The 24,053-nt window shown below is 39.1% G+C and carries 18 protein-coding genes and 2 pseudogenes; 5 read left to right on the top strand and 15 right to left on the bottom strand.

Annotation, left to right across the window (positions count from 1 at the left end; all coding sequences use genetic code 11):
- Positions 1-190: 190 nt before the first annotated feature.
- Positions 191-706, top strand: a complete 516-nt coding sequence (locus tag DOK79_RS14295) for a DsbA family protein (RefSeq protein WP_206855997.1) — start codon at positions 191-193, stop codon at positions 704-706.
- A gap of 136 nt (positions 707-842) precedes the next feature.
- Here DOK79_RS14295 and DOK79_RS14300 read toward each other — a convergent pair whose 3' ends face one another.
- The 10 genes from DOK79_RS14300 to uvrB form a co-directional block, all read right to left on the bottom strand.
- Entirely contained in the window at positions 843-2,552 is a 1,710-nt protein-coding gene (locus DOK79_RS14300) for a response regulator transcription factor (RefSeq protein ID WP_206855994.1), read from the bottom strand.
- 66 nt (positions 2,553-2,618) lie between these two features.
- Positions 2,619-2,921, bottom strand: coding sequence for a hypothetical protein (locus DOK79_RS14305; RefSeq protein WP_206855989.1), 303 nt, complete (start codon positions 2,919-2,921; stop codon positions 2,619-2,621).
- Positions 2,922-2,944: 23 nt separating this feature from the next.
- Positions 2,945-4,318: a LuxR C-terminal-related transcriptional regulator gene (locus DOK79_RS14310; RefSeq protein WP_206855987.1), complete on the bottom strand. Its 1,374-nt coding sequence runs from the start codon at positions 4,316-4,318 to the stop codon at positions 2,945-2,947.
- Positions 4,319-4,522: 204 nt separating this feature from the next.
- On the bottom strand, positions 4,523-5,458 hold the full coding sequence (gene whiA, locus DOK79_RS14315; protein ID WP_010735234.1) for a DNA-binding protein WhiA: 936 nt from the start codon (positions 5,456-5,458) through the stop codon (positions 4,523-4,525).
- A 34-nt stretch (positions 5,459-5,492) separates the two neighbouring features.
- Entirely contained in the window at positions 5,493-6,491 is a 999-nt protein-coding gene (locus DOK79_RS14320) for a gluconeogenesis factor YvcK family protein (protein WP_206855984.1), read from the bottom strand.
- Positions 6,488-7,372, bottom strand: a complete 885-nt coding sequence (rapZ, locus tag DOK79_RS14325; RefSeq protein WP_010735232.1) for an RNase adapter RapZ — start codon at positions 7,370-7,372, stop codon at positions 6,488-6,490. The genes DOK79_RS14320 and rapZ overlap by 4 nt, the downstream gene beginning before the upstream one ends.
- A gap of 223 nt (positions 7,373-7,595) precedes the next feature.
- Positions 7,596-8,312: an amino acid racemase gene (locus DOK79_RS14330; RefSeq protein WP_206855981.1), complete on the bottom strand. Its 717-nt coding sequence runs from the start codon at positions 8,310-8,312 to the stop codon at positions 7,596-7,598.
- A 3-nt stretch (positions 8,313-8,315) separates the two neighbouring features.
- On the bottom strand, positions 8,316-9,581 hold the full coding sequence (locus tag DOK79_RS14335) for a D-aspartate ligase (protein ID WP_206856155.1): 1,266 nt from the start codon (positions 9,579-9,581) through the stop codon (positions 8,316-8,318).
- Between the two features lie 255 nt (positions 9,582-9,836).
- Positions 9,837-12,656, bottom strand: a complete 2,820-nt coding sequence (gene uvrA, locus DOK79_RS14340) for an excinuclease ABC subunit UvrA (RefSeq protein ID WP_206855978.1) — start codon at positions 12,654-12,656, stop codon at positions 9,837-9,839.
- 11 nt (positions 12,657-12,667) lie between these two features.
- Positions 12,668-14,662, bottom strand: coding sequence for an excinuclease ABC subunit UvrB (gene uvrB, locus DOK79_RS14345; RefSeq protein ID WP_206855974.1), 1,995 nt, complete (start codon positions 14,660-14,662; stop codon positions 12,668-12,670).
- A gap of 293 nt (positions 14,663-14,955) precedes the next feature.
- On the opposite strand from uvrB, the gene DOK79_RS14350 reads away from it, so the two are divergent.
- Together DOK79_RS14350 and DOK79_RS14355 are read left to right on the top strand one after the other, a co-directional pair.
- Entirely contained in the window at positions 14,956-16,449 is a 1,494-nt protein-coding gene (locus DOK79_RS14350; protein ID WP_206855972.1) for an amino acid ABC transporter substrate-binding protein/permease, read from the top strand.
- Position 16,450: 1 nt separating this feature from the next.
- Positions 16,451-17,188, top strand: a complete 738-nt coding sequence (locus DOK79_RS14355) for an amino acid ABC transporter ATP-binding protein (RefSeq protein ID WP_206855969.1) — start codon at positions 16,451-16,453, stop codon at positions 17,186-17,188.
- 59 nt (positions 17,189-17,247) lie between these two features.
- Here DOK79_RS14355 and DOK79_RS14360 read toward each other — a convergent pair whose 3' ends face one another.
- From DOK79_RS14360 to lacG, 5 genes and pseudogenes are all read right to left on the bottom strand, one after another.
- Entirely contained in the window at positions 17,248-18,879 is a 1,632-nt protein-coding gene (locus DOK79_RS14360) for a glycoside hydrolase family 53 protein (protein ID WP_206855967.1), read from the bottom strand.
- A 20-nt stretch (positions 18,880-18,899) separates the two neighbouring features.
- A pseudogene (locus DOK79_RS15535) lies at positions 18,900-19,211 on the bottom strand (lactose/cellobiose PTS transporter subunit IIB); the annotation flags it as partial.
- Between the two features lie 95 nt (positions 19,212-19,306).
- Positions 19,307-20,582 (bottom strand): annotated as a pseudogene (locus DOK79_RS14365) (PTS transporter subunit EIIC); the annotation flags it as partial.
- 11 nt (positions 20,583-20,593) lie between these two features.
- Entirely contained in the window at positions 20,594-20,911 is a 318-nt protein-coding gene (locus DOK79_RS14370; protein WP_206855965.1) for a PTS lactose/cellobiose transporter subunit IIA, read from the bottom strand.
- A gap of 16 nt (positions 20,912-20,927) precedes the next feature.
- Positions 20,928-22,328: a 6-phospho-beta-galactosidase gene (gene lacG / locus DOK79_RS14375; protein ID WP_206855963.1), complete on the bottom strand. Its 1,401-nt coding sequence runs from the start codon at positions 22,326-22,328 to the stop codon at positions 20,928-20,930.
- 226 nt (positions 22,329-22,554) lie between these two features.
- On the opposite strand from lacG, the gene DOK79_RS14380 reads away from it, so the two are divergent.
- Together DOK79_RS14380 and DOK79_RS14385 are read left to right on the top strand one after the other, a co-directional pair.
- A complete protein-coding gene (locus tag DOK79_RS14380) occupies positions 22,555-23,331 on the top strand; it encodes a DeoR/GlpR family DNA-binding transcription regulator (RefSeq protein ID WP_206855962.1) in 777 nt (258 codons plus the stop codon).
- A gap of 10 nt (positions 23,332-23,341) precedes the next feature.
- Entirely contained in the window at positions 23,342-24,025 is a 684-nt protein-coding gene (locus tag DOK79_RS14385; RefSeq protein WP_206855960.1) for an HAD family hydrolase, read from the top strand.
- Positions 24,026-24,053: the final 28 nt, after the last annotated feature.

The raw sequence follows: 24,053 nt of genomic DNA on the forward strand, positions 1-24,053 counted from the left end.
AAGCACTTCGATTCGATCCATAAGTTCGACACTTTGGGAAAAGCTTTTGCATTTTATTATTTAGAGCCTTGCCCATAGACAACTTTTACACAGGAAGGAATACCTGACCGCATACCTTTCTATTTTTTGAACAAATCATTGTCTTTTTTGGTTCAAAATTATTACAATAGAAGAAAGAGGTGTTTAAAATATGGATATTTCAATTATTGATGCAACAAAAACAAATACGACGACTGGAATTAAGTACGGAAACGAAGATGCACCAAAACAAATGATCGAATTTGTCAATCTCGCTTGTCCTTATTGTCGCCAATGGTTTAACGAATCTTTCGATGTTTTAGAAGAAGCAGTTCAATCTGGAAGACTGCTACGAATCATCAAATTATTCGACAAAGAAAAGCCAAGTTTACAAAAAGGAAATGTGATGCACCACCATATCACAACGACGGACGGAGAACGAGCATTAAAACAAATCAAGGCGATATTTGACGCACAAGACGAATGGAAACAACTTGATCTAGCTGGTATCGCTGACTATGCGACTGAAACGCTTGGCTTAACTGAACAAGAAGATAAAGCCGCAACCAAAGCGATCATTGATGAAGCAAATGCTGCGCACATCCAATTCGTTCCAACTGTGATCATCGATGACCACATCTTTGATGAATCGATCAGCCAAGAAGAATTGAGTGAATTGGTGAAATAACACATTATCCAACTTACGGTTGAAATTCAAATCAAAAAACAGACCTAAAGCAACTTCGCTTTTGGGTCTGTTTTTTTGAGGAGCCATCTAAAGAATACTTCATTCGATGACAAGCTACAGTCTCATTTTTTAATTGTTAACGTTGGAGCAAAGAAGTATGTTTGGTTGAACGAAATTGTTGCGGTTTTTCCTGGAGTATTCGTTTGATGTTCTCGATTTTTGAACGTCGCTTGATCTCCTGTTCGATTTGTTTGAATTTTTTTAATTTCTCCACATCTTTTTTCCGTTCATTGATGACTTTGACCCTCTTTTCGTCATTTTGGCTTTCTATGACACGAACTGTTTTTTCACTTACACCATGTTTGATGGAATTGGCAGCTGTATCCAAACGATTTCTTTCTGCTAAGATCGCTAACTTTTGTTCGTCTGTGATTCTTCGCTTCGTGTCGGATATTCTTGTTTTGCATTTCATGGATCGTCTCTTACTAACAACCAACGTTTCTTTCACAGAAAGCAAATTAGCAATTTGCCGGTTTGTTTTTCCTGCTCGAATCAATCCCTGAACCGCCTTTGATTGTTCCTCTGATAAATAACCGTTCGTACGTCGTTTGATATTGGGGTACTTAGTCAGATCCGCATGAAGCGTGATTTGATAAATATTGCCCACCGATGTCTTGAATCGTTTCGCCACGTCTTCTGTTTTTTCACCTTGATTGAGTTTAGTCAAAACCAAATGATTTCTGATTTCATATAATTTACCTGGTTTTAATTTTAGCGTCTTTGTAATCTCCTTCATCGAACGTCCTGCTCTTAATTCGTTTTTAAACTTTGTATATGTATCAACCGGAATAGAAGATAAGGGTTTCCCATCATTCTTAGTATATGTTTTCTCTCTTTTTTTCGGCTGTTTTTGCACACCATTAAGAAAACCAACACGTTGGACTGTATGAATTTTCATATTGAATTTTCTCGCTATAGTATCTGATTGGATTCCTTCCTCCCGATAGACCAAGATCCGCTGATTCCTAATTTTTCTTAATTCATCTTTTGGCGTATAAAATCTACGACTGATTTCTTCGATTGCTTCTTTTCGTTCAAAAGCTTGTTCAATATGACGAATACGTGTCCGATTAACAATCCGTTGATTCATTTTCAATTGTTTCGCAATGTCTCTTGTCGTCTCTCCTCGCTCTATTCTTGAGAGAACTTCTTTTTCCTGCTCCTTGATGTTTTTTAGCCATATTTTGCTTTCTTTGGTCAATGTTTCATTTGGTTCAGAAGGTTGGACATTTTTTTGTCGGATACTTGCGATCTCTGCAACGGATAGACGAAAGGCCTTTGCAATATCTTCTGGATGTGTGTCTCGGAGTCGTTTTAAGATAGATCGTTCACGAATCCTCGACACGTCATTCTCAGACAAGCGCCAGCGATGTGCGATTTTTCTGGGACTCACTTTTTGCAAAAGTTTTTCCACAATTGTCCGATTTCGGATAGCTAGAATATGTTTGGGTTCCATCTGAACTTTTTCAGCGATCGAAGCCACTGGTTCCTTTACTTTCAAACGCTGGTTGATATAATCATTACGCACCCCACGAATATCATCGATCCGCATATTCAATTGGTGAGAAATCTCCTCCATATGGACACCTTTTTTAATCTGTTGCAAGATATGCTTTCTTTTAATATATCTTATTTGCCAATTGGTCAATTGATGTTTCTTGATGATGTACGGGGATGTTTTCCCATTTCTTAAATCCTCTAATACGAATTGCATTTTCGCTTCCGCTTGTGGTTTAGACTCTCTGTTTCTGTTCTTTGCTTTTTTTGTATTTGATTGTTCATCCATTGATGATTCCCTCCTTCTCTTGAACAAAGAATGCGTAGAATTAATTTCTTTCCTTTTTCTGTGTTACTACCGCTGTGCGACTCGTTTTGTTTTTTCGTTTTTTGCTTGTTGAATGATTTTCTTGATATTACCTATTTTCGCTTCTTGTTTCGCTTTTACCATTAATTCTTGAACCTTTTTTCGTGCTTGTATATTTTCTATTTTTCGTCTTTCTTGGATTTCTTTCCCCTTGATTTCTTTACATCTAGTAGTCAAAACACGGATCGTCGACTCACTAACGCCTGATTTAGCAGAATTCACGTATGTATTCATGTGCTTGATATCTTCCATGATCTGCTGTTTTTGTTCCTTTGTAACACGGTGTTTCATCTTAAATGTTCCTTTTTGAGCTTTCATTTTGGTTTGACCGATCTGATCAAGGAGGCTTTGATATCTAGCGCTTCAGAGATTTCTCTAATCGACATTCTGCGATTGATGTAATTTCTAATTGTTTTCGCTTGTTCGGGTGTTAAATAATCTAATGTCCGACGCTTGATATTTGGAAATTCGGCCAAATTCCCTCGAAAAATTACTTCGCGAACATTTTTGATATTCATTTTGAATTCATCAGCAACCCCTTGGATATGTTCACCACGGTTCAGTTTTTTTAAAATCTCATCATTTCTCACCTTATAAATCAGCGGAACGATTACCTTTAGCTCTTCTCCTAGCGTCTTCGTTATGTCAGTTTCTTTGATTCGCTTCAAAATCTCTTGTCTCTTCTCTTCAGATACTGTCGAAATATCGGGGATTTTCTGAGAACTTGCTTTCGTACGTTTGATTTTACTCGAAGAATTATTTCTACTCACGATTGAACCGACTCTGGAGCGAGACACATTAAATCTTTCTGAAAGAAAAGTGCTTGTCTTTCCTTGATCATTTTGCATCAATACACGAACATCTCTCAGCCGATAGAGTTCTTCGATTTCTATATGGAATCGCTGACTGATTTCTTTACCATCTTGCTTATTTTCGAATGATTTTTCGATTTCACGATTGCGGATATCAATGACCGTTCTTTGGCTGATCATTAATTCTTGTGCCACATCTTTTGTCGCTTTTCCTTCTTCAAGTAAACTTAGTACCTTCGTTTTTCGTTCTTCTAATTGTTCCAAGAGATCTTTGATCGTTATAGAGGAATCACTGATTTCACTATTAGAATTCAAGGAACGTTGCTTAACCAAATATACTTGTTCCATGGATAATTTGAAATCTCTAGCAATTTCCTCCGGATGTTCTTCTTTCAACCGTTCGATAATCTGTTCGTCTCTGATCGAACGAATTTTATCGATCGGTAACTGTGCATCTTTTGCTACTTCTTCGAAACTCAAACCTTTTATCAATTCATTGGCAATTCTTTTATCACGAATCTTTAAAATTTGCTCTTTACTCATCTGTAATTCAGCGACTAATGATGCGACATCTCCTGTTTTTGCCAACGATGTATAAATATAATCATTCCGATATTTACGAACTTGTTCAACCGTCAAATTCAATCGATAAGCAATTGCTTTTTGCCTTTTCTGTCGAATGACTTCTTGGATAGCGAACTTTTTCTTGGCTGCGTATATACGCTCTCTACCGATTTGATACTTGTCCATAATGTCTTTTTCCAGTCGACCTGATACTAACTCTCGATAAATGGATTGATCACGCTTTTCTTTCAGTAGTCTTGTCGGGTACAGTTCATCGATTTTTCGTTTCTTACTTTTCTGCGCTTCTTCCATGATAGAGCCTCCTCATGATTGCTGATTTACATTTATTATAAGTATGTAACGTTCAATCTCGCGCCCATTTTTAGGAAAAAGAAAAAAAAGCGGCCTGACCACATTGTACAGTGCTTCGATGAAACCTAGAAGCTAAGGACAAATGAGTCAAACCACATTGCGTTTGTATCTATTGATCGAATAAAAAAACAATCCATTTTTTTATTAAGATGCTTGCTCTTTTAGTTTTTCAGCAAACTCGTTGATTTTACGAATCCGATGATTGATCCCTGATTTTGAGATCGCACCAGATGGAATCATCTCACCTAGTTCTTTCAAGCTGACCTCAGGATGTTGCAAGCGCAATTCTGCGATTTCTTGTAACTTCTCGGGAAGAGCTTGTAACCCTACTCGAGCTTCGATCAACTCGATATTCTCGATTTGCTTTGATGCTGCATCGATGGTTTTATTCAAGTTAGCCGTCTCACAGTTGACTAAACGATTCACTGAATTTCTCATATCACGAACGATCCGCACGTCTTCAAAACGTAGCATCGAATTGGTTGCGCCAATCAGAGTCAAGAAATCCGCAATTTTCTCTGCGCCTTTTAGATAGGAGATATAGCCGTTGCGTCTTTCAAGTGTTCGTGCGTGCAAGCCGTAATAATTCAACATATTACAAATATCCTGATTATGTTGTTCGTAGATCGAATAAATCTCTAAGTGATAGCGACTGGTTTCCGGATTATTGACTGAACCCGAAGCCATAAATGCACCACGCAGATATGAACGCATTTTTTGCGCATTCCCCATGATCTCGTCTGACACATGACCATTGAACATCATACCATCCATGATATCCAAATCCATCAAGACATTTTTCGTTCCTTGCTTCAAGCGAACGATGTAGACGTTGTTCTTTTTCAATTTCATTTTCTTTCGTACGAGTAACTCACTGCGTACTTGATAATGATCTTTTAAAAGTGAGTAGATCCGACGAGCAATTGCGGCATTTTCTGTCTGTACGTTCAAGATGAATTGCTGGTTGACGATGCCAAGCGAACCATTCATACGTAACAATGCGGCTAATTCAGCTTTTGCATGTTCACGATGGACTTCTAAACCAGTCAATTCCTTTTTGACTTCTGCTGCAAAGGACACGTTGTCCACCTCCTTTTGATAAGTTTATTCTTCTTTATTGTTTTGACCCAAAGACTAAGCGGAAAAGTTCTTCAACGACTTTCTCTCCATCATGAAAGACTCCGCCATTTTTCAATTCTAAAAAGTCCGTAGAGATGACCCGACAGTTCTCTTCTCGCAAGCCATTAAAATCATGAGCGACTTGAACAAGGTATTCATCGTAGATTTCTGGATCCATGTAGTCTTCTGGGACTTTTTCTGTGTTCACTAACACTGTATCAATAAAGGGTTGTTCCAAATGTTGATGTAAGACACGGATGTGATCCGCATCTGTAAAATGTTCGGTTTCCCCTTTTTGTGTCATGATATTGCAGATATAGACGACCTCTGCTTTAGTTTTGAGCATTGCTTCTCCGACTTCCGGGATCACTAAATTAGGTAAAATACTAGTGAACAAGCTGCCTGGTCCTAAGACGACCATATCGGCTTCCATAATCGCCGAAACCACTTTACGTCCAGCTTTCGCTTCACTTTCATCATCTGTATTGCAAACAAATACCCGCTCAATGTTTTTGCGATCAAGCGCGATCTTCGATTCACCGATTGCGGTCGTTCCATCTTTGAACACCGCATGTAAAGTCAATGGGGTCTCAGAAGAAGGATAGATGTGCCCATCCACATGCATCATGCGAGATAAAAGCTGGATAGCTTCATAAGTACTCCCTCTCATTTCAGCGACAGCTGCAATGATCAAATTACCAATGGTATGATTCGCTAAAAATTGATCTTCTTTTTTGAAGCGGTATTGAAAGATATCTTCATAAAATTGAGGCATATCTGATAATGACACCAAGACATTTCTTAAATCCCCAGGAGGTGCCATTGCAATCGATTTGCGGATCTCGCCACTACTACCGCCATCATCTGCCACGGTAACGATTGCCGTGATATCAGCCCCTTGATTACGCAAACTCTTCAAAATAACAGGTAAGCCTGTACCGCCTCCGACTACAACGATTTTAGGTTTTCGAATTCGGTAAGTTTTCATTTTCATGAGCGATTCACCGTCTCTTTACGCTTATCTTTGTCACGGTGAGTCACGTTGACTTTATATGTTTCACTAAGCGCTTGAGACAATCTTTCCGTCAAAGCAACCGAGCGATGTTGACCGCCCGTACAGCCGATCGCTACTGTCAAACTGCTTTTTCCTTCTTTGATATATCCAGGCATTACTGTCTTTAATAAATCAAGGAATTTCAAATAAAACAATTCTGTTTCGTCAAACGACATTACATAGTCATAAACCGGTTTATCTTTCCCAGTCAATGGTCTTAAATCAGCGATGTAGTGAGGATTTGGTAAAAAACGAACATCCATCACGATATCTGAATCGATCGGTAACCCATATTTGAAACCAAATGACACGAATTCGATACGGAAACCTTGATCATCTTTTGTTTTAAATGTTTGATTGATCTTTTCGCGCAACTGTCGTGGTGTCAAAGTCGTGGTATCGATAATAACAGATGCTTGCGCTTTGATATCATTTAAAATCGCCCGTTCCTTGCGAATCCCTTCCGTCACTAAACCGTCCATCGCCATCGGATGAGTTCTTCTTGTTTCTTTGTAACGAGCAACCAATTCTTCATCAGAAGCATCTAAAAATAAGACAGAAGTATCGATGAAATTTGTATTTTCGATTTCGATCAACATACTTTGAATCTCTTCAAAGAAAGAGCGTGAACGTAAATCCACACCTAGTGCCATTTTTGTGACTTTCCCTGATTCCTTAATTAGTTCCCAAAATTTAGGGATCAATGTTGGGGGCATATTATCGATACAAAAGTACCCCATATCTTCAAAGCTTTGAATCGCCACAGTTTTACCTGCGCCGCTCATACCTGTAATGATTACTAGTTCTAAATTATCAGCCATCCGTATGGCCTCCTCTCTCGTTCTCCTTTAAAATTATATCATCCCGGGCGTATCATTGCTAGCTCGAATTAAATTCTTTTGTTTTTTTATATAAAAATAGGAGGCAAAAGCCAATTCCTTCAAAAAATAAGCGTGGCATCCAAAAATTGAAATGATTTTCGGATTACCGCGCTTATTCGGCTGAACCCATGTGGAACAACTTCAGCCACAACTATTTTTACGATCAATTCGAACGCTTCACTCGTTCGGCCTGAGCAAGCTCGATCGTTCGATCAGCCAGTATCGACTGCGCATCGATCACTGGATAAGGATTGTCAGATGCAACTTCTTGCATTAGAGACAATTCGGTACACCCTAAAATGATCTTCTCACAATCCAGACGTTCGACTGCTTCTTCTAAAATCTCATAATAGAGTTCTTTATTCAAATGATCAGACTCTTTGATTTCATGATAAATCAAATAATTCACTTTCTCTTGTAGTGATTGATCAGGGATCACGACTTCAAATCCTAATGCTTTGATCTCTTTTTCATAAACACCAGCAAGAATACTCCCTTGTGTTGCTAAAACAGCCACTTTCCCTGTTGTCTTTTGTCGAACAAGTTCTTTGGCGGCTTCTCGTGGCATATGCAAGATCGGGATCGTTGTCTCTGCTTGCAAGTCATCAAAAAAGTAATGTACCGTATTGCACGTCAAAACAATGAAATTCGGTTGTAGTAGATTTTGCTTTTTGATGTCCTCTACTAAATAAGGGACTGGATTTTCTTTTGTTTGATCCAAGATGTAGGCCGTTCGATCAGGAACTGTTGCATGATTAAATAATACATAGTTCAAATAATCCTGATCTTTGGCGGCTTTGACACGATGATTGATCAAGCGGACAAAGCTTTCCGTTGCCATCGTACCCATTCCACCTAAGATACTGAAAAAATTCTCCATGAACTAGCCTTCTTTCGAATGAAAGTATTTTTTAAACCTTGGAATATAGTTTCGGAACATATACGTCATCAATAACCAACGTTTCAATGAGTGGTCTTTGTCATAAAAGACGGTCGTTCCATATCGTTTTTCTTTGATCAATTTCAAAGCCTGTTGTTTTTGTTCGTTTTCTTTCGCATAAGTCATAAAGACTTTTTTTGGTACGCCCAACCATAGTTTCGCTTTGTCTGATTGGTTCGTTCCGTATGTTGTTCCAACGAATGGTTCATGAAAAACACGATCTTCTGTTAAAATACGTGCTAAATTCAGTCCATTGAGCGTCACAAAGAAACTGCTTCTTCCTTGACGAAGATTGATCTCAAATAATTTATATTCGCCATCTCGCGGATCATATTTCATATCGAAATTCGCAAAACCAGTATACTCGATCTTTTCTAGAAACGCTTTGATTGTTTGATAGATTTTCTCGTTGTAATCCGGCATGATCACGACATAGTTTCCGATAGAAGCTGGCGTAGGATCTTCAAGTAATGGATGGCCTAGGCACATCATTCTCACTTGGTGTTGCTCATCGACATACGCATTCAATACACGCATGTGACTATCATCGCCTGGAATAAAATCTTGAGCGATCATTTCGCTTGTATAACCCGCTTCATAGATTCGGCCTAATACCAAATCAAATTCTTCACGATTATCAATAATAAATGCTTTTTTACGTCCTTCAAATTGGACAGATAAATACTCGACACTATTTGCTGGTTTCAACGCTACCGGAAAGTCGAAAGGCAACTCTTGTTCTAAGCGGCCATTGTTCAACATTTCTTTTCGGATGATCAATGTATTTGGATAAGGCAGTTGATACTCTTCACATATCTCGTAAAAGCTTACTTTATTCACCAATCGTTCAAAGAGTGAATAATCGATATAGGGACAGATAAATGTTTCAGAAAGCTCTTCTTTATGCTGAGAAATCAATTCCGCATATCCGTCGCCACAAGCTATCAGTAAATATTTTTTATTTTTATCCGTATACTTTTCTTTTGCCAAACGTCGCATCGTCTCAATAAAGACCGGATCTTGATCAAATCCTTGAATCACTTCAACGTTGACGATTTTGCTATAGCGGGTAGGCGCTAGTTGGTTCGACGCATAGGCTTGACATACCTTGCCATAAGCTTCATGAAATGAACGGGCCATCCCATAAACGTTCATATCGCTACCTAATAAAATAGGGATAAATGCTTCTTTTTCATTACTGTTCATAATTATCTCTCACTAACTTAATAATCTCTTGTTTTATATTTACACAAGGAATATCATACCATAAAGAAAAAAGCAATCAAAGGAATCTCCTCCGATTGCTCAATTCTTTTTTGAACGGATTGAACTTATAGGAAGTTTTTATCTATACCAATAAGTGTAGAAAGAACTACCATATAAAGTATTCTAGAATACTCGTGAAAAGAAAACAATACATAAAGCTTTCTTTTAATATTTTTTTAACTATAACAATAACGATTCTTATTTTTGCATGATTTTTTTCAAATAATGACCGGTATAGCTTTCTTTTACTTTCACCAATTCTTCTGGTGTACCAGTTGCTAAAATCGTACCGCCACCTTCGCCACCTTCAGGACCAAGATCGATCAAATGATCTGCGGTTTTGATGACATCCAGATTATGCTCGATGACTAAAACAGTATTACCGGCATCAACTAATCGTTGCAAGACATGTAATAAGCGAGCGATATCGTCTGTATGAAGCCCAGTTGTTGGCTCATCTAGGATATAGAAATTCTTTCCATTCGAAATTTTATGCAGTTCACTCGCAAGCTTCATCCGTTGCGCTTCTCCTCCGGATAAAGTCGTTGCTGGTTGTCCCATCGTGACATACCCTAAGCCGACATCGACGATCGTTTGCAGCTTACGATGGATCTTAGGGATCGGTTGGAAAAATTCAACCGCATCTTCCACTGTCATCTCTAAGATATCCGCAATACTTTTCCCTTTATAATGAACTTCCAATGTTTCCGAATTATAACGTTTCCCATGACAGACTTCACAAGGTACATAAACATCTGGTAAGAAATGCATTTCGATCTTGATGATTCCATCTCCACGACAAGCTTCACAACGTCCGCCTTTTACGTTGAAACTGAAACGTCCTTTTTTATAACCACGCATTTTAGCTTCATTTGTTTGAGCAAACAGGTCACGAATATCATCAAAGACACTTGTATAAGTCGCCGGATTACTTCGTGGTGTCCGTCCGATCGGGCTTTGATCGATATCAATGATCTTTTCGATCCCTTCATAGCCAGAAATCGTTTTGAACTTCCCTGGTTTCGCTGAATTACGGTTGATTTTTTGAGCAAGTGCCTTTTTCAAGATACTGTTGACCAACGTACTCTTACCTGATCCAGAAACACCAGTGACCGCCACAAATTCGCCTAATGGGAACTCAACGGAAATATTTTTCAAGTTGTTTTCTGTAGCACCAGTTATCTTGATTGCTTTGCCTGTACCTTTTCGTCTTGTTTCGGGAACTGGGATCGATTTTTTGCCCGATAGATATTGACCAGTCAATGAATGCTTATCTTTTGCCACTTGATCTGGCGTTCCAGCAGAAACGATCTCCCCGCCTTGATGCCCTGCCCCAGGACCGACATCGATCAAGTAATCCGCCGCACGCATCGTATCTTCATCATGTTCGACGACAACTAAGGTATTCCCAAGATCACGCATCTTCTTCAATGAACCGATCAAACGATCATTGTCCCGTTGATGCAATCCGATCGAAGGCTCATCCAAGATATAAAGCACGCCAGATAGATTTGAACCAATCTGAGTCGCTAAACGAATGCGTTGCGCTTCCCCACCTGATAAGGTTCCTGAAGCACGACTAAGTGTCAAATAATCAAGTCCCACATTTTCTAAAAATGACAGACGATCATTGACTTCTTTTAAAATTGGTCGAGCAATGACTTTTTCTTGCTCTGACAATGTCAGATTTTCAAAAAATTCAACGGCATGTTGGATCGACAACTCATTCGTCTGACCGATGTTCGTGCCATTGATTTGCACGGATAAAGCTTGCGGATTCAAACGATATCCGTCACATGTCTTACAAGTCAATTCTGTCATATAAAGACGCATTTGTTCTCTTGTAAAATCGCTGTTCGTATCGTGGTAACGGCGCTTGATGTTCGTCATCACACCTTCAAATGATGTTTCAACATCTCTGACCCCACCAAAATCATTTTCGTAATGAAAATGGAATGGCTCTGATGTGCCATTCAACACGATTTCTTGATGTTCCAAAGGAAGATCTTCAAATGGCGTATCCATATCGATTCCATAACTTTCACACGCTTGTGCCAACATTTGTGGATAATATTGCGAGCTGATCGGATTCCAAGGAATGATCGCTCCTTCATTCAACGTTTTGTTTTTATCTGGGATGACTAGATCGATATCGACTTCTAATTTGACACCCAATCCATCACAATCCGGACAAGCTCCAAATGGCGCATTGAATGAAAATAAACGCGGCTCTAACTCTCCGACTGTAAATCCACAATAAGGACATGCATAGTGTTCACTAAAGAGCATTTCTTCTTCACCGATCACATCGATCAGTACGTAGCCATCCGCTAAACGAAGAGCCGCTTCGATCGAATCGAACAAACGAGAGCGCACGCCTTCTTTCACGACGATCCGGTCAATCACGATCGCAATGTCGTGCTTTTTATTTTTTTCTAATTCGGGCGCTTCACTAACGTCATATGTTTCGCCATCAACTCGAACACGGACATACCCTTCTTTTTGGATACGTTCAAAGACTTTTTTGTGTTGTCCTTTTTTCTTAACAACGATCGGCGCTAAAATTTGGATCTTCGTCCGATCAGGAAGCTCCAACACTTGATCCGCCATTTGATCAACAGATTGACTAGTGATCTCGATATGGTCATTGGGACAGATCGGATGACCGACTCTGGCAAATAATAAACGCAAATAATCATTGATCTCTGTGACTGTTCCAACAGTTGAACGAGGATTCTTGCTTGTCGTTTTTTGATCGATCGAGATCGCTGGACTGAGGCCATCAATGCTATCGACATCAGGTTTGTCCATTTGACCTAAAAATTGACGCGCATAGGCAGATAAACTTTCCACATACCGTCTTTGCCCTTCTGCATACAATGTGTCAAAAGCAAGTGAACTTTTTCCTGAACCGGATAATCCGGTGACGACCACGAACTTATCTCGTGGAATCGTCACATCGATATTCTTCAAATTATGCGCCCTTGCGCCATGAATAATAATTTTGTCGTTAGCCATATGACTTCCTCCTACTCAGATGCTTTTAGTTCAAGAATCATATCACGCACATTGGCTGCGGTCTCGAAATCCAAAGCTTTCGCTGCATCTTTCATTTCTTTTTCTAACTTCATCAATAATGTTGCTTTTTCTTCTCTTGTCATTTCTTCATAAGAGACTTGAACCGTTTCTTTCGCATCATCTTCTGATTCCTTCGTGATCGAGATCAAGTCGCGAATCTCTTTGATGATCGTTTTCGGAACGATCCCGTGTTCTTCATTGTATTGTTGTTGGATGCTGCGACGTCTTGACGTTTCATCCATAGCTAGACGCATGGAATCCGTCACTTTGTCCGCATACATAATTACTTTACCTTCTGCATTACGTGCAGCACGTCCAATTGTTTGGACTAATGAGCGTTCGCTTCGTAAGAAACCTTCTTTATCTGCATCCAAGATCGCGACTAATGAAACTTCAGGGACATCTAACCCTTCACGTAATAAGTTGATACCGACTAAGACATCAAATTCACCTAAACGAAGATCACGAATGATCTCTGTCCGTTCCAGAGTCTTGATATCACTATGCAGATATTTCACTTTGATCCCTAACTCTTTGAAGTAATCCGTCAAATCTTCTGACATTTTTTTCGTCAATGTAGTCACGAATACCCGTTGGTCTTTTTCCACTCGTTCATTGATCTCACCAACTAAGTCATCGATCTGACCCATGATCGGTCGCACTTCAATCACTGGATCTAGTAATCCAGTTGGTCGAATGATTTGTTGGATCACCGTATCTGTTTGTTCATATTCGTATGGCCCAGGTGTCGCAGAGACATAGACGATTTGATTGACATGCTGCTCAAATTCTTCCAGACGTAACGGACGATTATCTAGTGCAGACGGTAGACGGAAACCATAGTCTACAAGCATTTGTTTTCTCGCTCTGTCTCCATTATACATGCCACGGATCTGTGGCATCGTCACATGGGACTCGTCAATGACCATCAACGCATCCTCAGGGAAGAAATCTAATAACGTATAAGGCGGTTCGCCTTCTTTACGTCCATCCATATGTCGAGAATAATTTTCGATCCCAGAGGTATAACCCATCTCTAACATCATCTCAATGTCATAATTCGTTCGCTGTTCTAAACGTTGTGCTTCTAATAACTTGTTTTCATTACGTAGGACGGTCAAACGTTGCTCAAGCTCTGCTTTGATGTTTGCGACCGCATGTTCCATATGATTATCATCCGTCACAAAGTGAGTTGCCGGGAATATGGCTACATGTTCAGTTTCACCTAACACTTCCCCAGTCAAGGCATTCACTTCTCGAATCCGTTCCACTTCATCCCCAAAAAACTCAACGCGCAACGCACGTTCATCTCTTGAAGCTGGAAAGATCTCCACGACATCACCGCGCACTCGAAAACGACCGCGCTGAAAATCAATATCATTTCGTTCAAATTGGATGCTGACCAAATCTCTTATCAATTGATTACGATCCATCTCCGCCCCTTGTCTGATCGACACCACTTGTTTTTGGTATTCAAAAGGTGAACCTAAACCAAAAATACAAGAGACTGAGGCAATCACGATCACATCATTTCGTTCTAATAAAGAACTGGTGGCAGAGTGACGCAATTTATCGATTTCATCATTGACACTTGAATCCTTTTCAATGTACGTATCACTTGAAGGAACGTAGGCTTCTGGTTGATAATAATCATAATAAGAAACAAAGTATTCGACCGCATTGTTTGGAAAGAACTCTTTGAATTCTCCATATAATTGCCCAGCTAACGTCTTATTATGTGCAATGATCAAAGTCGGTTTATTGACTTTTTCGATCAGATTAGAAATCGTATAGGTTTTCCCTGTTCCGGTCGCCCCTAGTAAAATCTGTGCTTTTTTACCATCATTTATCCCTTCGACCAATTGGTTGATCGCTTCTGGTTGATCTCCAGCAGGTTGGTATTTTGACACCAACTCAAAATGGCGGGAGGTATCTCTTTCAATCATTCTTCGTCCTCCTTTTCGTTCATTCCTTCTCTCTTTTCAACAAAAAAGAAAAGGAAAGCAAAGGCATTCCTTGTTTCTCTATTATACCACGGCGAACATACTTTCGCCAATTGAAAGTTTCAGATCTTATTGTAAATCTGCCTCGCAAGGTTCATGTTAGATTTTATTACATAACATGTAACAAATCGCTACTTTTTTGAATTATTTTTTGTCGGAATCTTGTGTTAAGAATATCTTTTCGCCTATAATGTATTAATGTTGGAAATTATCGAAATTTTTATAGGAGGTTATCTATGAAAAAAAGAAACATGTTACAGACATTCCTTTTCATAATGACAGGACTTGTTACATTCGCACTGTACACACCTGTGCAAGCTGACGAGACGCAATCAACGACATCAAGTAGCGAGACGATGCAAAAAATAGAACCTAAAAAAGACGTTTACGTTATCGCAAGTGATTCAGCCTTTGCACCATTTGAGTTCCAAAATGCAGATGGTGAATATGTAGGAATCGACGTCAGCTTGATGGAAGCTATCTCAGAAATGCACGGCTTCAATATCCGTATGGACTTCCGTGGTTTCTCTGCTGCACTACAAGCATTGGAATCTGGACAAGCGGATGGGATGATTGCAGGGATGACGATTACAGATGAACGTAAAAAAACGTTTGATTTTTCAGATCCTTACTTCCAAAGCGGCATCCAAATCGCAGTCAAAAAAGGCAATACTTCAATCAATTCTTATGAAGACTTAGAAGGAAAAACAGTCGGTGCAAAAGTTGGGACCGAAAGTGCAGACTTCTTAGTCGCAAATCAAGATAAATATGGCTACGAAATCAAATATTTCGATGCCGCAGATCAGTTATACGATAGTTTAAGAGTCGGCGCAATCGATGCCATGATGGACGACTACCCAGTAATCGGTTATGCCATCAAAAATGGGCAAGAGTTAGAAACACCGATTGAAAGAGAAACTGGCGGCTCTTATGGTTTCGCAGTGAAAAAAGGCGAAAACCCTGAATTATTACAAATGTTCAACGAAGGATTAAAAGAACTAAAACGCACTGGCCAATATGACGAGATCATCAATGAATTCATCTCGACAGACGACAGCGAAGAAGCGCCAGCTGTTGATGAGTCAACATTGACTGGCTTGATCCAAAACAACTATAAAGCATTATTAAAAGGTTTATGGCAAACGATCCTATTAACATTGATCTCATTTGCCTTGGCTTTAGTCGTCGGTGTGATCTTCGGACTATTCAGCGTGTCACCAGTCCGTGCATTGCGAACAGTTGCCAGCATCTATGTAGATATCATTCGCGGCGTTCCGATGATGGTACTTGCCTTCTTCATCTTTTTCGGTTTACCAAGTATCGTTGGCTTTACGATTCCTGACTTTATCGCCGGGATCATTACATTGACCTTAAATGCGAGTGCTTATATCGCAGAGATCGTACGTGGTGGGATCAACGCAGTCCCTACTGGACAGATGGAAGCTTCCCGAAGCTTAGGTCTCTCTTATAACCGCACGATGCAAAAAATCATTTTACCGCAAGCATTCAAAATCATGATCCCATCTTTCGTCAATCAATTCGTTATCTCATTGAAAGATACGACGATCATCTCAGCGATCGGTGTAGTCGAATTGTTACAAACTGGACGGATCATTGTTGCTCGTACTACACAAAGTACGTATGTCTACTTGATCATCGCAGTGATGTACTTGATTTTGATCACTGCATTGACAAAATTAGCGAAAGTTTTAGAAAAGAAGGTGAAATAAGATGACAGAAAAAATCTTAGTCGAACATCTTGTAAAAAAATACGGAGACAACACAGTCTTAAATGACATCAACGTATCAATCAACGAAGGCGATGTCGTCTGCGTGATTGGCCCCTCCGGTTCAGGAAAGAGTACTTTTTTACGCTGTTTAAATCGCTTAGAAGATCCGACATCTGGTGATATCATCATCGATGGCGCTCATTTGATGGATAAAAACACAGACATCAACTTAGTGAGACAACACATTGGTATGGTGTTCCAGCATTTCAATCTTTTCCCGCACCTTTCTGTTTTGGAAAACATCATTTTGGCACCTATGGACTTGAAGAAGTTGTCACGTGATGAAGCAGAGAAAAAAGCAATCAAATTACTTGAAACTGTTGGTTTGGAAGATAAAAAAGATATGTACCCAGATAACTTATCTGGCGGACAAAAACAACGGGTTGCCATCGCTCGTGCGTTAGCAATGAACCCTGACATCATGTTGTTTGATGAACCTACTTCAGCCTTGGACCCAGAAATGGTCGGCGATGTGCTGAACGTAATGAAAAAATTAGCCAAACAAGGCATGACAATGGTCATCGTAACCCACGAAATGGGCTTTGCAAAAGAAGTCGCTAACCGCGTGATGTTCATTGATGGCGGAAACTTCCTTGAAGACGGCACACCACAACAAATCTTTGAAAATCCACAAAACGAACGGACGAAAGACTTTTTGGATAAGGTGTTGGATATCTAATCGAAGAACAAAACTCCTGAAAACATCTGGAAAAACCAGATATTTTCAGGAGTTTCTTTTTATTGATTTTTAGCTAATGTTATATGATCAATCGATACCCATCCTTGCGCTTTGGCATTGACATAAATGCCAATTTCACTCGTACCAGAAGTAATTGGAATATCTTCGATCATCACCTTTGTCCATTCGCCACTTTTACTGATCGTAGCATTCAGCTCTTTACCACCATGATTTTTGATATACAACTGACTAGTGCTCAACTCTCCACCTGCCATCGTATAAGCAGTTAATGTATAGTTTCCCTTGCTTAATCCATTAACCGTTTGATACATCGACATTTGATACGCTTGGTCATCCCAAAATGTTGCTTTGTACGTTCCGGAAAAACCACCAGTTTCAGTTTTAAACGTATCGATTGCTGCACCATTACCTCGCCACACAGACCAGTTCGCCGGTGTATTCGTGAAGCCATTAAGTTCAAAACTTGGATTTTTGAGAATATTTTGCTGTCTTCCTGCTTCTTGAAACGCCTTTAAGCTAGGAAGTGCTTGTCCATTGAAATCAAACATCGCCTGGTTGTCCCACTCATTGCCTGTTTGAGATTGTACACCCAAATAGTTCATTCCAGCAGCTGTTGCCCAAGAGACATTGCCGTTATACCATAAAGGTTCCCAATAGAAAAAGCCATTTCCTTTTTCGTTTGGCACCGTTTGAATGCGTGTCACCAAATCATTTAAATATTCTCGTTGACCTGCTGGTGTTGCCGCATAACCTCCTGCAATTTCTTGTTCTGGTCCAAAAGCATTTGGCATATTATCCGCATTGGCAGTCGTGTGTCCATACGCAGTCTCTACCACGTTGACTTCTTTATCATATCGTGCACTGATCATGTTCATCGTCGTTTGTAATGCATTCATTGAACCATGCCAATAAGGGTAATAGGAAAGACCGATCAAATCGTAATCTACCCCGCGTTTCGTAATTTCATCAAACCACCAAGTAAAGGCATCCGTATCTCCACCATCGGCTAAATGGAGCATGATTGGAGTATCAACAGGTTGCGTTTCCCTCACTCCACGAATCCCTGATTTCAAGAAAGTCGCCAAACGATCAAACTCTCCTCCACCTTCCCCCCATGATTTCCCATCAGGCCAAAGCATCCCACTGTTTAATTCATTTCCGATCTGGATCATGTCAGGATATACGCCGTTGTTTTTCATCTCCGTCAAAACACTTTTCGTATAATCATATAAGGCCGTGTCAAGTTGTTCAAAATTATACTCTTTCCACGCTTTAGGGACATTTTGTTTGCCTGGATCGACCCAGAAATCACTATAATGAAAATCAAGTAACACTTTTAACCCTAAATTTTTTGCGCGTCTTGACAAAGCAATCGTTGTTTTCAAGTCATTTGTGCCTGCACCGTAAGAATTTCCCTGCTCATCATGTGGGTTTTGCCATAATCGCAAACGAACATAATTGACCCCATTATTTTTTAAAATTTGCAAGGCATCTTTTTTTACACCATTTTCGTAATAAGACGCTCCGGATTTTTCCATATCAGCTAAAATCGAAACATCTGCTCCGCGAATCAATTCTTTCGCCTCCCCTTGATTTGTTCCGAATATGAGACTTGCTAATGACACAAGCAACCCTATGACCAACACAAGCCAACCCTTAACTTTGTTCATCCTACGATCTCTCCTTTGATTTAAAATTGATCTAAAACAAACCTTACCGCTTTCTCAGGATCTCTAGTCAAACCAATATATTCTGCACCTTTTGTAGCAATCAATTTGATACCTAAACGATCTGTATCCTCCTTAATGTCTTCATAGTAAGATTGGACTTGTGGCGCCAAAACGATCATGTCAAAATCTGCCATCATTTCATAATGAGAGCCGTAAGCACCTGCTAAGGCACTGATTGGTGCATGAAATTCTTTTGCACCTTCTTTCAGGGCATTGGCAAGCATTGCGCTCGTTCCTGCACCTGCACATAAAACTAATACGTTAATTTCCTTTCCTGTTTCCACTAAATCAGCATTCTCCGTTGCAAGAACTTGGTTACTTGGAATTGTAACAGTCACTTTCGTTTCGTTTTCTTCCGACTCTACTTTCTCCGCTTGTTGCGCTTCTTGGTCAACTAAAGTCGCATCATATGCCTTACAAAACGGGAAATAAATTGCAAAGTCTACGAGAATCAACAGGGCAGCTAATACAAAAGCTAAGACCCCCATCCCTGTCCCTAAAACTAAACCAATTGGAGCCGGCGTTGCCCAAGGTAAGACATACATAAAGCTATTCATCCCAAACACATCAACGAAAAACTTAAACAAGCAAACGTTTACAATCGGAGTCACTAAAAACGGAACAAAGAAATAAGGATTTAAAATCATTGGTGCGGCGAATAATAATGGCTCATTCACTGCAAAACTGACTGGAATCACGGAAGCTTTCCCCACTGCTTTTAATTGTTTCGATTTCGCAAACAACAAAAAGATAAATGGAACAACTAATGTTGCACCAGTGCCACCCATCGTTCCCACGAAATTTCCTAGACCAACAGTCAATACGTGAGAAGCTTGTTCTCCTGAATTGAACAGCTGTAAGTTTGTTTCAACATTCGCATAAATAATTGCGGCAATCGCAGGTTCAACAATTGATGGACCATGCACTCCGACAAACCAGAAAAATGCCATTGCTCCCCATATCACAGCAATTCCTAAATAACCATCCGCAGCAGTAAACAATGGTTGCAATAATGTGATGATTGCTTCTGCAAACGAAATTCCAAAAAAACTACGCGCAGCTAGATCGACCAACACTGCCGCAAATACAGAAAAGGAAAACGGAAAAATATCTCTGAATGTTTGAGAAATCGTTCCAGGCACTTCTTTTGGCATCTTGATCGTGATGTCTTTTCGAACACAAAATTTATAAATATTAACGGTAATAAATGCGGCGATAAACGAAGCCAGTAAACCCTTTGTTCCCATATATTCTGTAGAAAAACCACCTTCGATCGGTGAGACACTCAATAAAAGGAAACTAACTAAAGAAGCCAACATCACTGAGGTAGTATTAATGATTTTGTTTTTTGGCATTCTTCGGTTCATCGATTCAGCCAAACAGCGTGCAGTAGTTGTGGATACTAAAATGCCGACAACCCCCATCGAATAATTGTAGATCTTCCACAACCATGTCGATACATCTTCAGGCCACTGAAAACCAAAAATCTCAGGGACTGCCGCAATCAAGATAAAGATACTTGAAAATAAAATCGCTGGCATCGCTGTTAAAAAACCATCTCTTACTGCACCCAAATATATATTACGTGAGATTTTCTCAAAGATTGGTTTACCCTTTTCGATTTGCTTGATAATCCCATTCATGCTTTTCACTCCTAGTGATTATTTGTTTTATAAAGCTCAATAAAATCTTGGATCAAATCTCTTAGCAATAGAGTAGTCATCAAGTGATCTTGTCCATGGATAAAAATAAACCCCATATCCATGTCTTTACCCGAAGCTTCTTCAGCCAAGATTTTAGTTTGTGAATTGTGCGCCAACGTCAAGTTTTCATCTGCATCCTTCAGCGCTTCTTCTACACGATCAAACTTGCCTTGACGAACTTCCCTTAATAATGTTAATAATGTACTTCGTGCATCTCCTGAGTATGCCACGATCTCAAAACCTAACATTTGTAACTCTTCTTTATTCATCTTTCATTCCTCCAACTTAAATGATTGTCTTTGTTTCACTCACAAATTTATACCAATAGGCTGATTCTTTCGGGTAGCGTTTTTGCGTTTCAAAATCGACATAGAATAGCCCATAGCGTTTGTTATAGCCATTTGACCAAGAAAATAAATCCATTAGTGACCATAAAAAATATCCCTTCACATTGACACCATCAGAAATTGCTTGACTCAACGATTCTAAGTAGACTTTTAAATAGTCGATCCGTGGTTGGTCCATGATCACGCCGTCATCGAATTGGTCTTTGAACCCCATCCCATTTTCAGTAATATAAATTTTATTGTAGTGGGGATAATCTTTCTTGATCCGTAGCAATAAATCATATAGCCCTTCAGGATAGATCAACCAATCCCAATCAGTTCTTGGAATCCCTTCTTTATAAATCCGTTCACCAATACCTTTGACTTTATAAACTGAAGTTCCTTTGTCTCCAGTCCCGTTATGATGAATCGCATTTTCTCCATGATACGCTTTGACAAAGTGACACTGGTAATGATTTATCCCTAAATAATCATTGCGATCGGATGCACGTTTCATTTCTATCAAGTCTTCTTCAGGAAAGTCAAAGCTTGCTCCATTTGCTTCACAAATCTCAACAAGTGCCGAAAGTGTTTCTTTTGAATAATAGCCTAAATAAGTGGCATCTAATAGAAAACGAATCGATAATGCATCATCTAAAAAAGCTGCATGTTGATCTTCCTCAGATTCAGATGCTGGATATTTAGTTTCTAAGGAATGAACAACACCGATTTCCCCCTCATACCCATTGTCTTTGAACAAATTCACTACTCTTGCGTGCGCATACATCATATTGTGTAGGCAAGCAATGATCTTTGTAAAATCATAGGTAATACCGGGAGGGAATATTCCTAGTAGATACTGATTCGTTGCTACCGGATAAATTTCATTGAAAGTACTCCAATACCGAACTTCTTTAAATTCCTCAAAACAAAATTTAGCATATTCAACAAACGCTTCTACATTATTTCGGTTCAAAAAATCTCCTTGATCGAATAAAACTTTTGGTGTGTCAAAATGATGGAGTGTCACAAAAGGCACTACACCATGTTTCTCGCATGAAGCAAAAACTTTATGGTAAAAAGCAACACCTTCTTCATTGGCTTTACCAGTACCTTCTGGAAAGATACGACTCCAGGCAATCGATAAGCGTAACCCGTTCACCCCAAACTTCTCACATAATTCAATATCTTTTTCATATTGATGATAAAAATCACTTGCTGGATCTGGACTGAATCTTCCTTGCCTCTCTAAAAATTCATCCCACGCAACTTCACCTTTTCCGCCTTCCTTCGTTGCACCTTCTACTTGATATGCCGCTGTTGCACCGCCAAAGATGAAATCTTTCGGTAATTTTAGCATTTCTTCCCCTACCTTCTTTTATGCTATTTATATGACAACACGAATTGTAATCGCATTCAAAACATTTGTCAACAATAACGAACATTTTCAATCATAAAAAAGCACATTTTAGTATTTCTATGTGTTTTTATGTTTGTTTATATGATTGTTAATGTTTATACGTGTTTGTTTCTGTTGACTCGTGTTATACTTTATGATAGATTAATCATGAATTAGGAGTGATGATATGCTAAAAAGAGAGCGCTTACTGATGATTAGTGAAATGGTCAATAAAAAAGGAATACTGACAGTCAATGAAATCATCGAACAATTAAATGTCTCTGATATGACTGTTCGTCGGGACTTAGATGAATTAGAAAAATCAGGAAAACTGCTTCGTATCCATGGAGGTGCGCAAAGCCTAACATATACACTTGATCAAGAATTGTCACATACAGAAAAATCAGTCATGCAAATCAAAGAGAAGCAACAAATTGCCGTGAGTGCTGCTCAACTGATCGACGAAGGAGACACAATTTTTTTAGGCCCAGGAACTACGATCGAGTTATTAGCATCTCACTTGATCCATCGTAAACTGCGGATCATTACGAACAATTACGCCGTTTTTGAAGTTCTTGCTCAAGCAGAAGTACCTGAAATTTTGTTGGTCGGAGGTGACTTCCGAAAAAATACCGGAGCCTTTGTTGGTCCGATCACCAACGACACTCTAAGAAAACTTAAATTTACTAAATCCTTTATCAGTGCAAATGGTGTCCATAATGAAGCTATTTCAACCTACAGTACTGAAGAAGGCGAAGCACAACAGATTGCCCTCAATCATTCGAAAAATAAATTTTTGTTAGTGGATCATCAAAAATTCAATCGTGATGATTTTTATATCTTTTATAAATTACATGATTTTAATTTACTGATTACTGACACTAATATCAAAGAACATGTGAAAGAGCACTATTCTCAATATGTTCAAATCAAAATCTCAGAAACACTAGAAAATGAAGTTTAGGAGTGAACTTATGAAAGGAATTATTTTTGATTTTAATGGAACAATGTTCCAAGATTCACATCTTCATGAAGCCGCATGGATTCGAATGATTCATCGTTATTCAAAAAAAGAACTTTCTGACGAAGATATCGTTAAAAACATACATGGTCGAACAAATAGTGAAATATTAGCTTATTTTATATCTCCTACTTTAACAACGGATGAAATAGCAAATTTATCGTATGAAAAAGAAGCTCATTATCGTAGCCTTTGTTTAGAAAAACCTGAAGAGCTAGTCCTCACTGATGGCTTGATTGCGACCTTAGATATATTGAACGAACAAAATATACCTATTACGATCGCTACCGCGACAGTTAAAGAAAATGTCGAATTTTATTTCGAGATTTTTAATTTGTCCAATTGGTTTTCTTTCGATAAGGTCGTTTATGATGATGGTACTTTTCCAGGTAAACCACAACCTGATATCTTTATAAAAGCAGCACAAAAATTAGCACTTGAACCTAAAGATTGCCTCGTCATCGAAGATGCATACTCAGGACTTTTAGCAGCCACACGAGCGAATATCGGTATGATCATCGCAATTGATCCATATGGTAAAAATCGTCAATTATTCTCTGCGAAAGAACTGAGAAAAGATAGCATCATTGAGAATTTTGATAACTTTTATTTTAATTTTTTGACTCCTTCAATTTGATAAAAAAAGATAGACGTATAAACGTCTA

The sequence above is a fragment of the Enterococcus sp. DIV1094 genome (assembly GCF_017316305.2).
Classification (GTDB): domain Bacteria; phylum Bacillota; class Bacilli; order Lactobacillales; family Enterococcaceae; genus Enterococcus_B; species Enterococcus_B mangumiae.

Coding starts and splice junctions, on each gene's coding strand:
- DOK79_RS14295 (WP_206855997.1), top strand. CDS start 191: ATGGATATTTCAATTATTGATGCAACAAAAACAAATACGACGACTGGA.
- DOK79_RS14300 (WP_206855994.1), bottom strand. CDS start 2,552: ATGGATGAACAATCAAATACAAAAAAAGCAAAGAACAGAAACAGAGAG.
- DOK79_RS14305 (WP_206855989.1), bottom strand. CDS start 2,921: ATGAAACACCGTGTTACAAAGGAACAAAAACAGCAGATCATGGAAGAT.
- DOK79_RS14310 (WP_206855987.1), bottom strand. CDS start 4,318: ATGGAAGAAGCGCAGAAAAGTAAGAAACGAAAAATCGATGAACTGTAC.
- DOK79_RS14320 (WP_206855984.1), bottom strand. CDS start 6,491: ATGAAAATGAAAACTTACCGAATTCGAAAACCTAAAATCGTTGTAGTC.
- rapZ (WP_010735232.1), bottom strand. CDS start 7,372: ATGGCTGATAATTTAGAACTAGTAATCATTACAGGTATGAGCGGCGCA.
- DOK79_RS14330 (WP_206855981.1), bottom strand. CDS start 8,312: ATGGAGAATTTTTTCAGTATCTTAGGTGGAATGGGTACGATGGCAACG.
- uvrA (WP_206855978.1), bottom strand. CDS start 12,656: ATGGCTAACGACAAAATTATTATTCATGGCGCAAGGGCGCATAATTTG.
- uvrB (WP_206855974.1), bottom strand. CDS start 14,662: ATGATTGAAAGAGATACCTCCCGCCATTTTGAGTTGGTGTCAAAATAC.
- DOK79_RS14350 (WP_206855972.1), top strand. CDS start 14,956: ATGAAAAAAAGAAACATGTTACAGACATTCCTTTTCATAATGACAGGA.
- DOK79_RS14355 (WP_206855969.1), top strand. CDS start 16,451: ATGACAGAAAAAATCTTAGTCGAACATCTTGTAAAAAAATACGGAGAC.
- DOK79_RS14360 (WP_206855967.1), bottom strand. CDS start 18,879: ATGAACAAAGTTAAGGGTTGGCTTGTGTTGGTCATAGGGTTGCTTGTG.
- DOK79_RS14370 (WP_206855965.1), bottom strand. CDS start 20,911: ATGAATAAAGAAGAGTTACAAATGTTAGGTTTTGAGATCGTGGCATAC.
- lacG (WP_206855963.1), bottom strand. CDS start 22,328: ATGCTAAAATTACCGAAAGATTTCATCTTTGGCGGTGCAACAGCGGCA.
- DOK79_RS14380 (WP_206855962.1), top strand. CDS start 22,555: ATGCTAAAAAGAGAGCGCTTACTGATGATTAGTGAAATGGTCAATAAA.
- DOK79_RS14385 (WP_206855960.1), top strand. CDS start 23,342: ATGAAAGGAATTATTTTTGATTTTAATGGAACAATGTTCCAAGATTCA.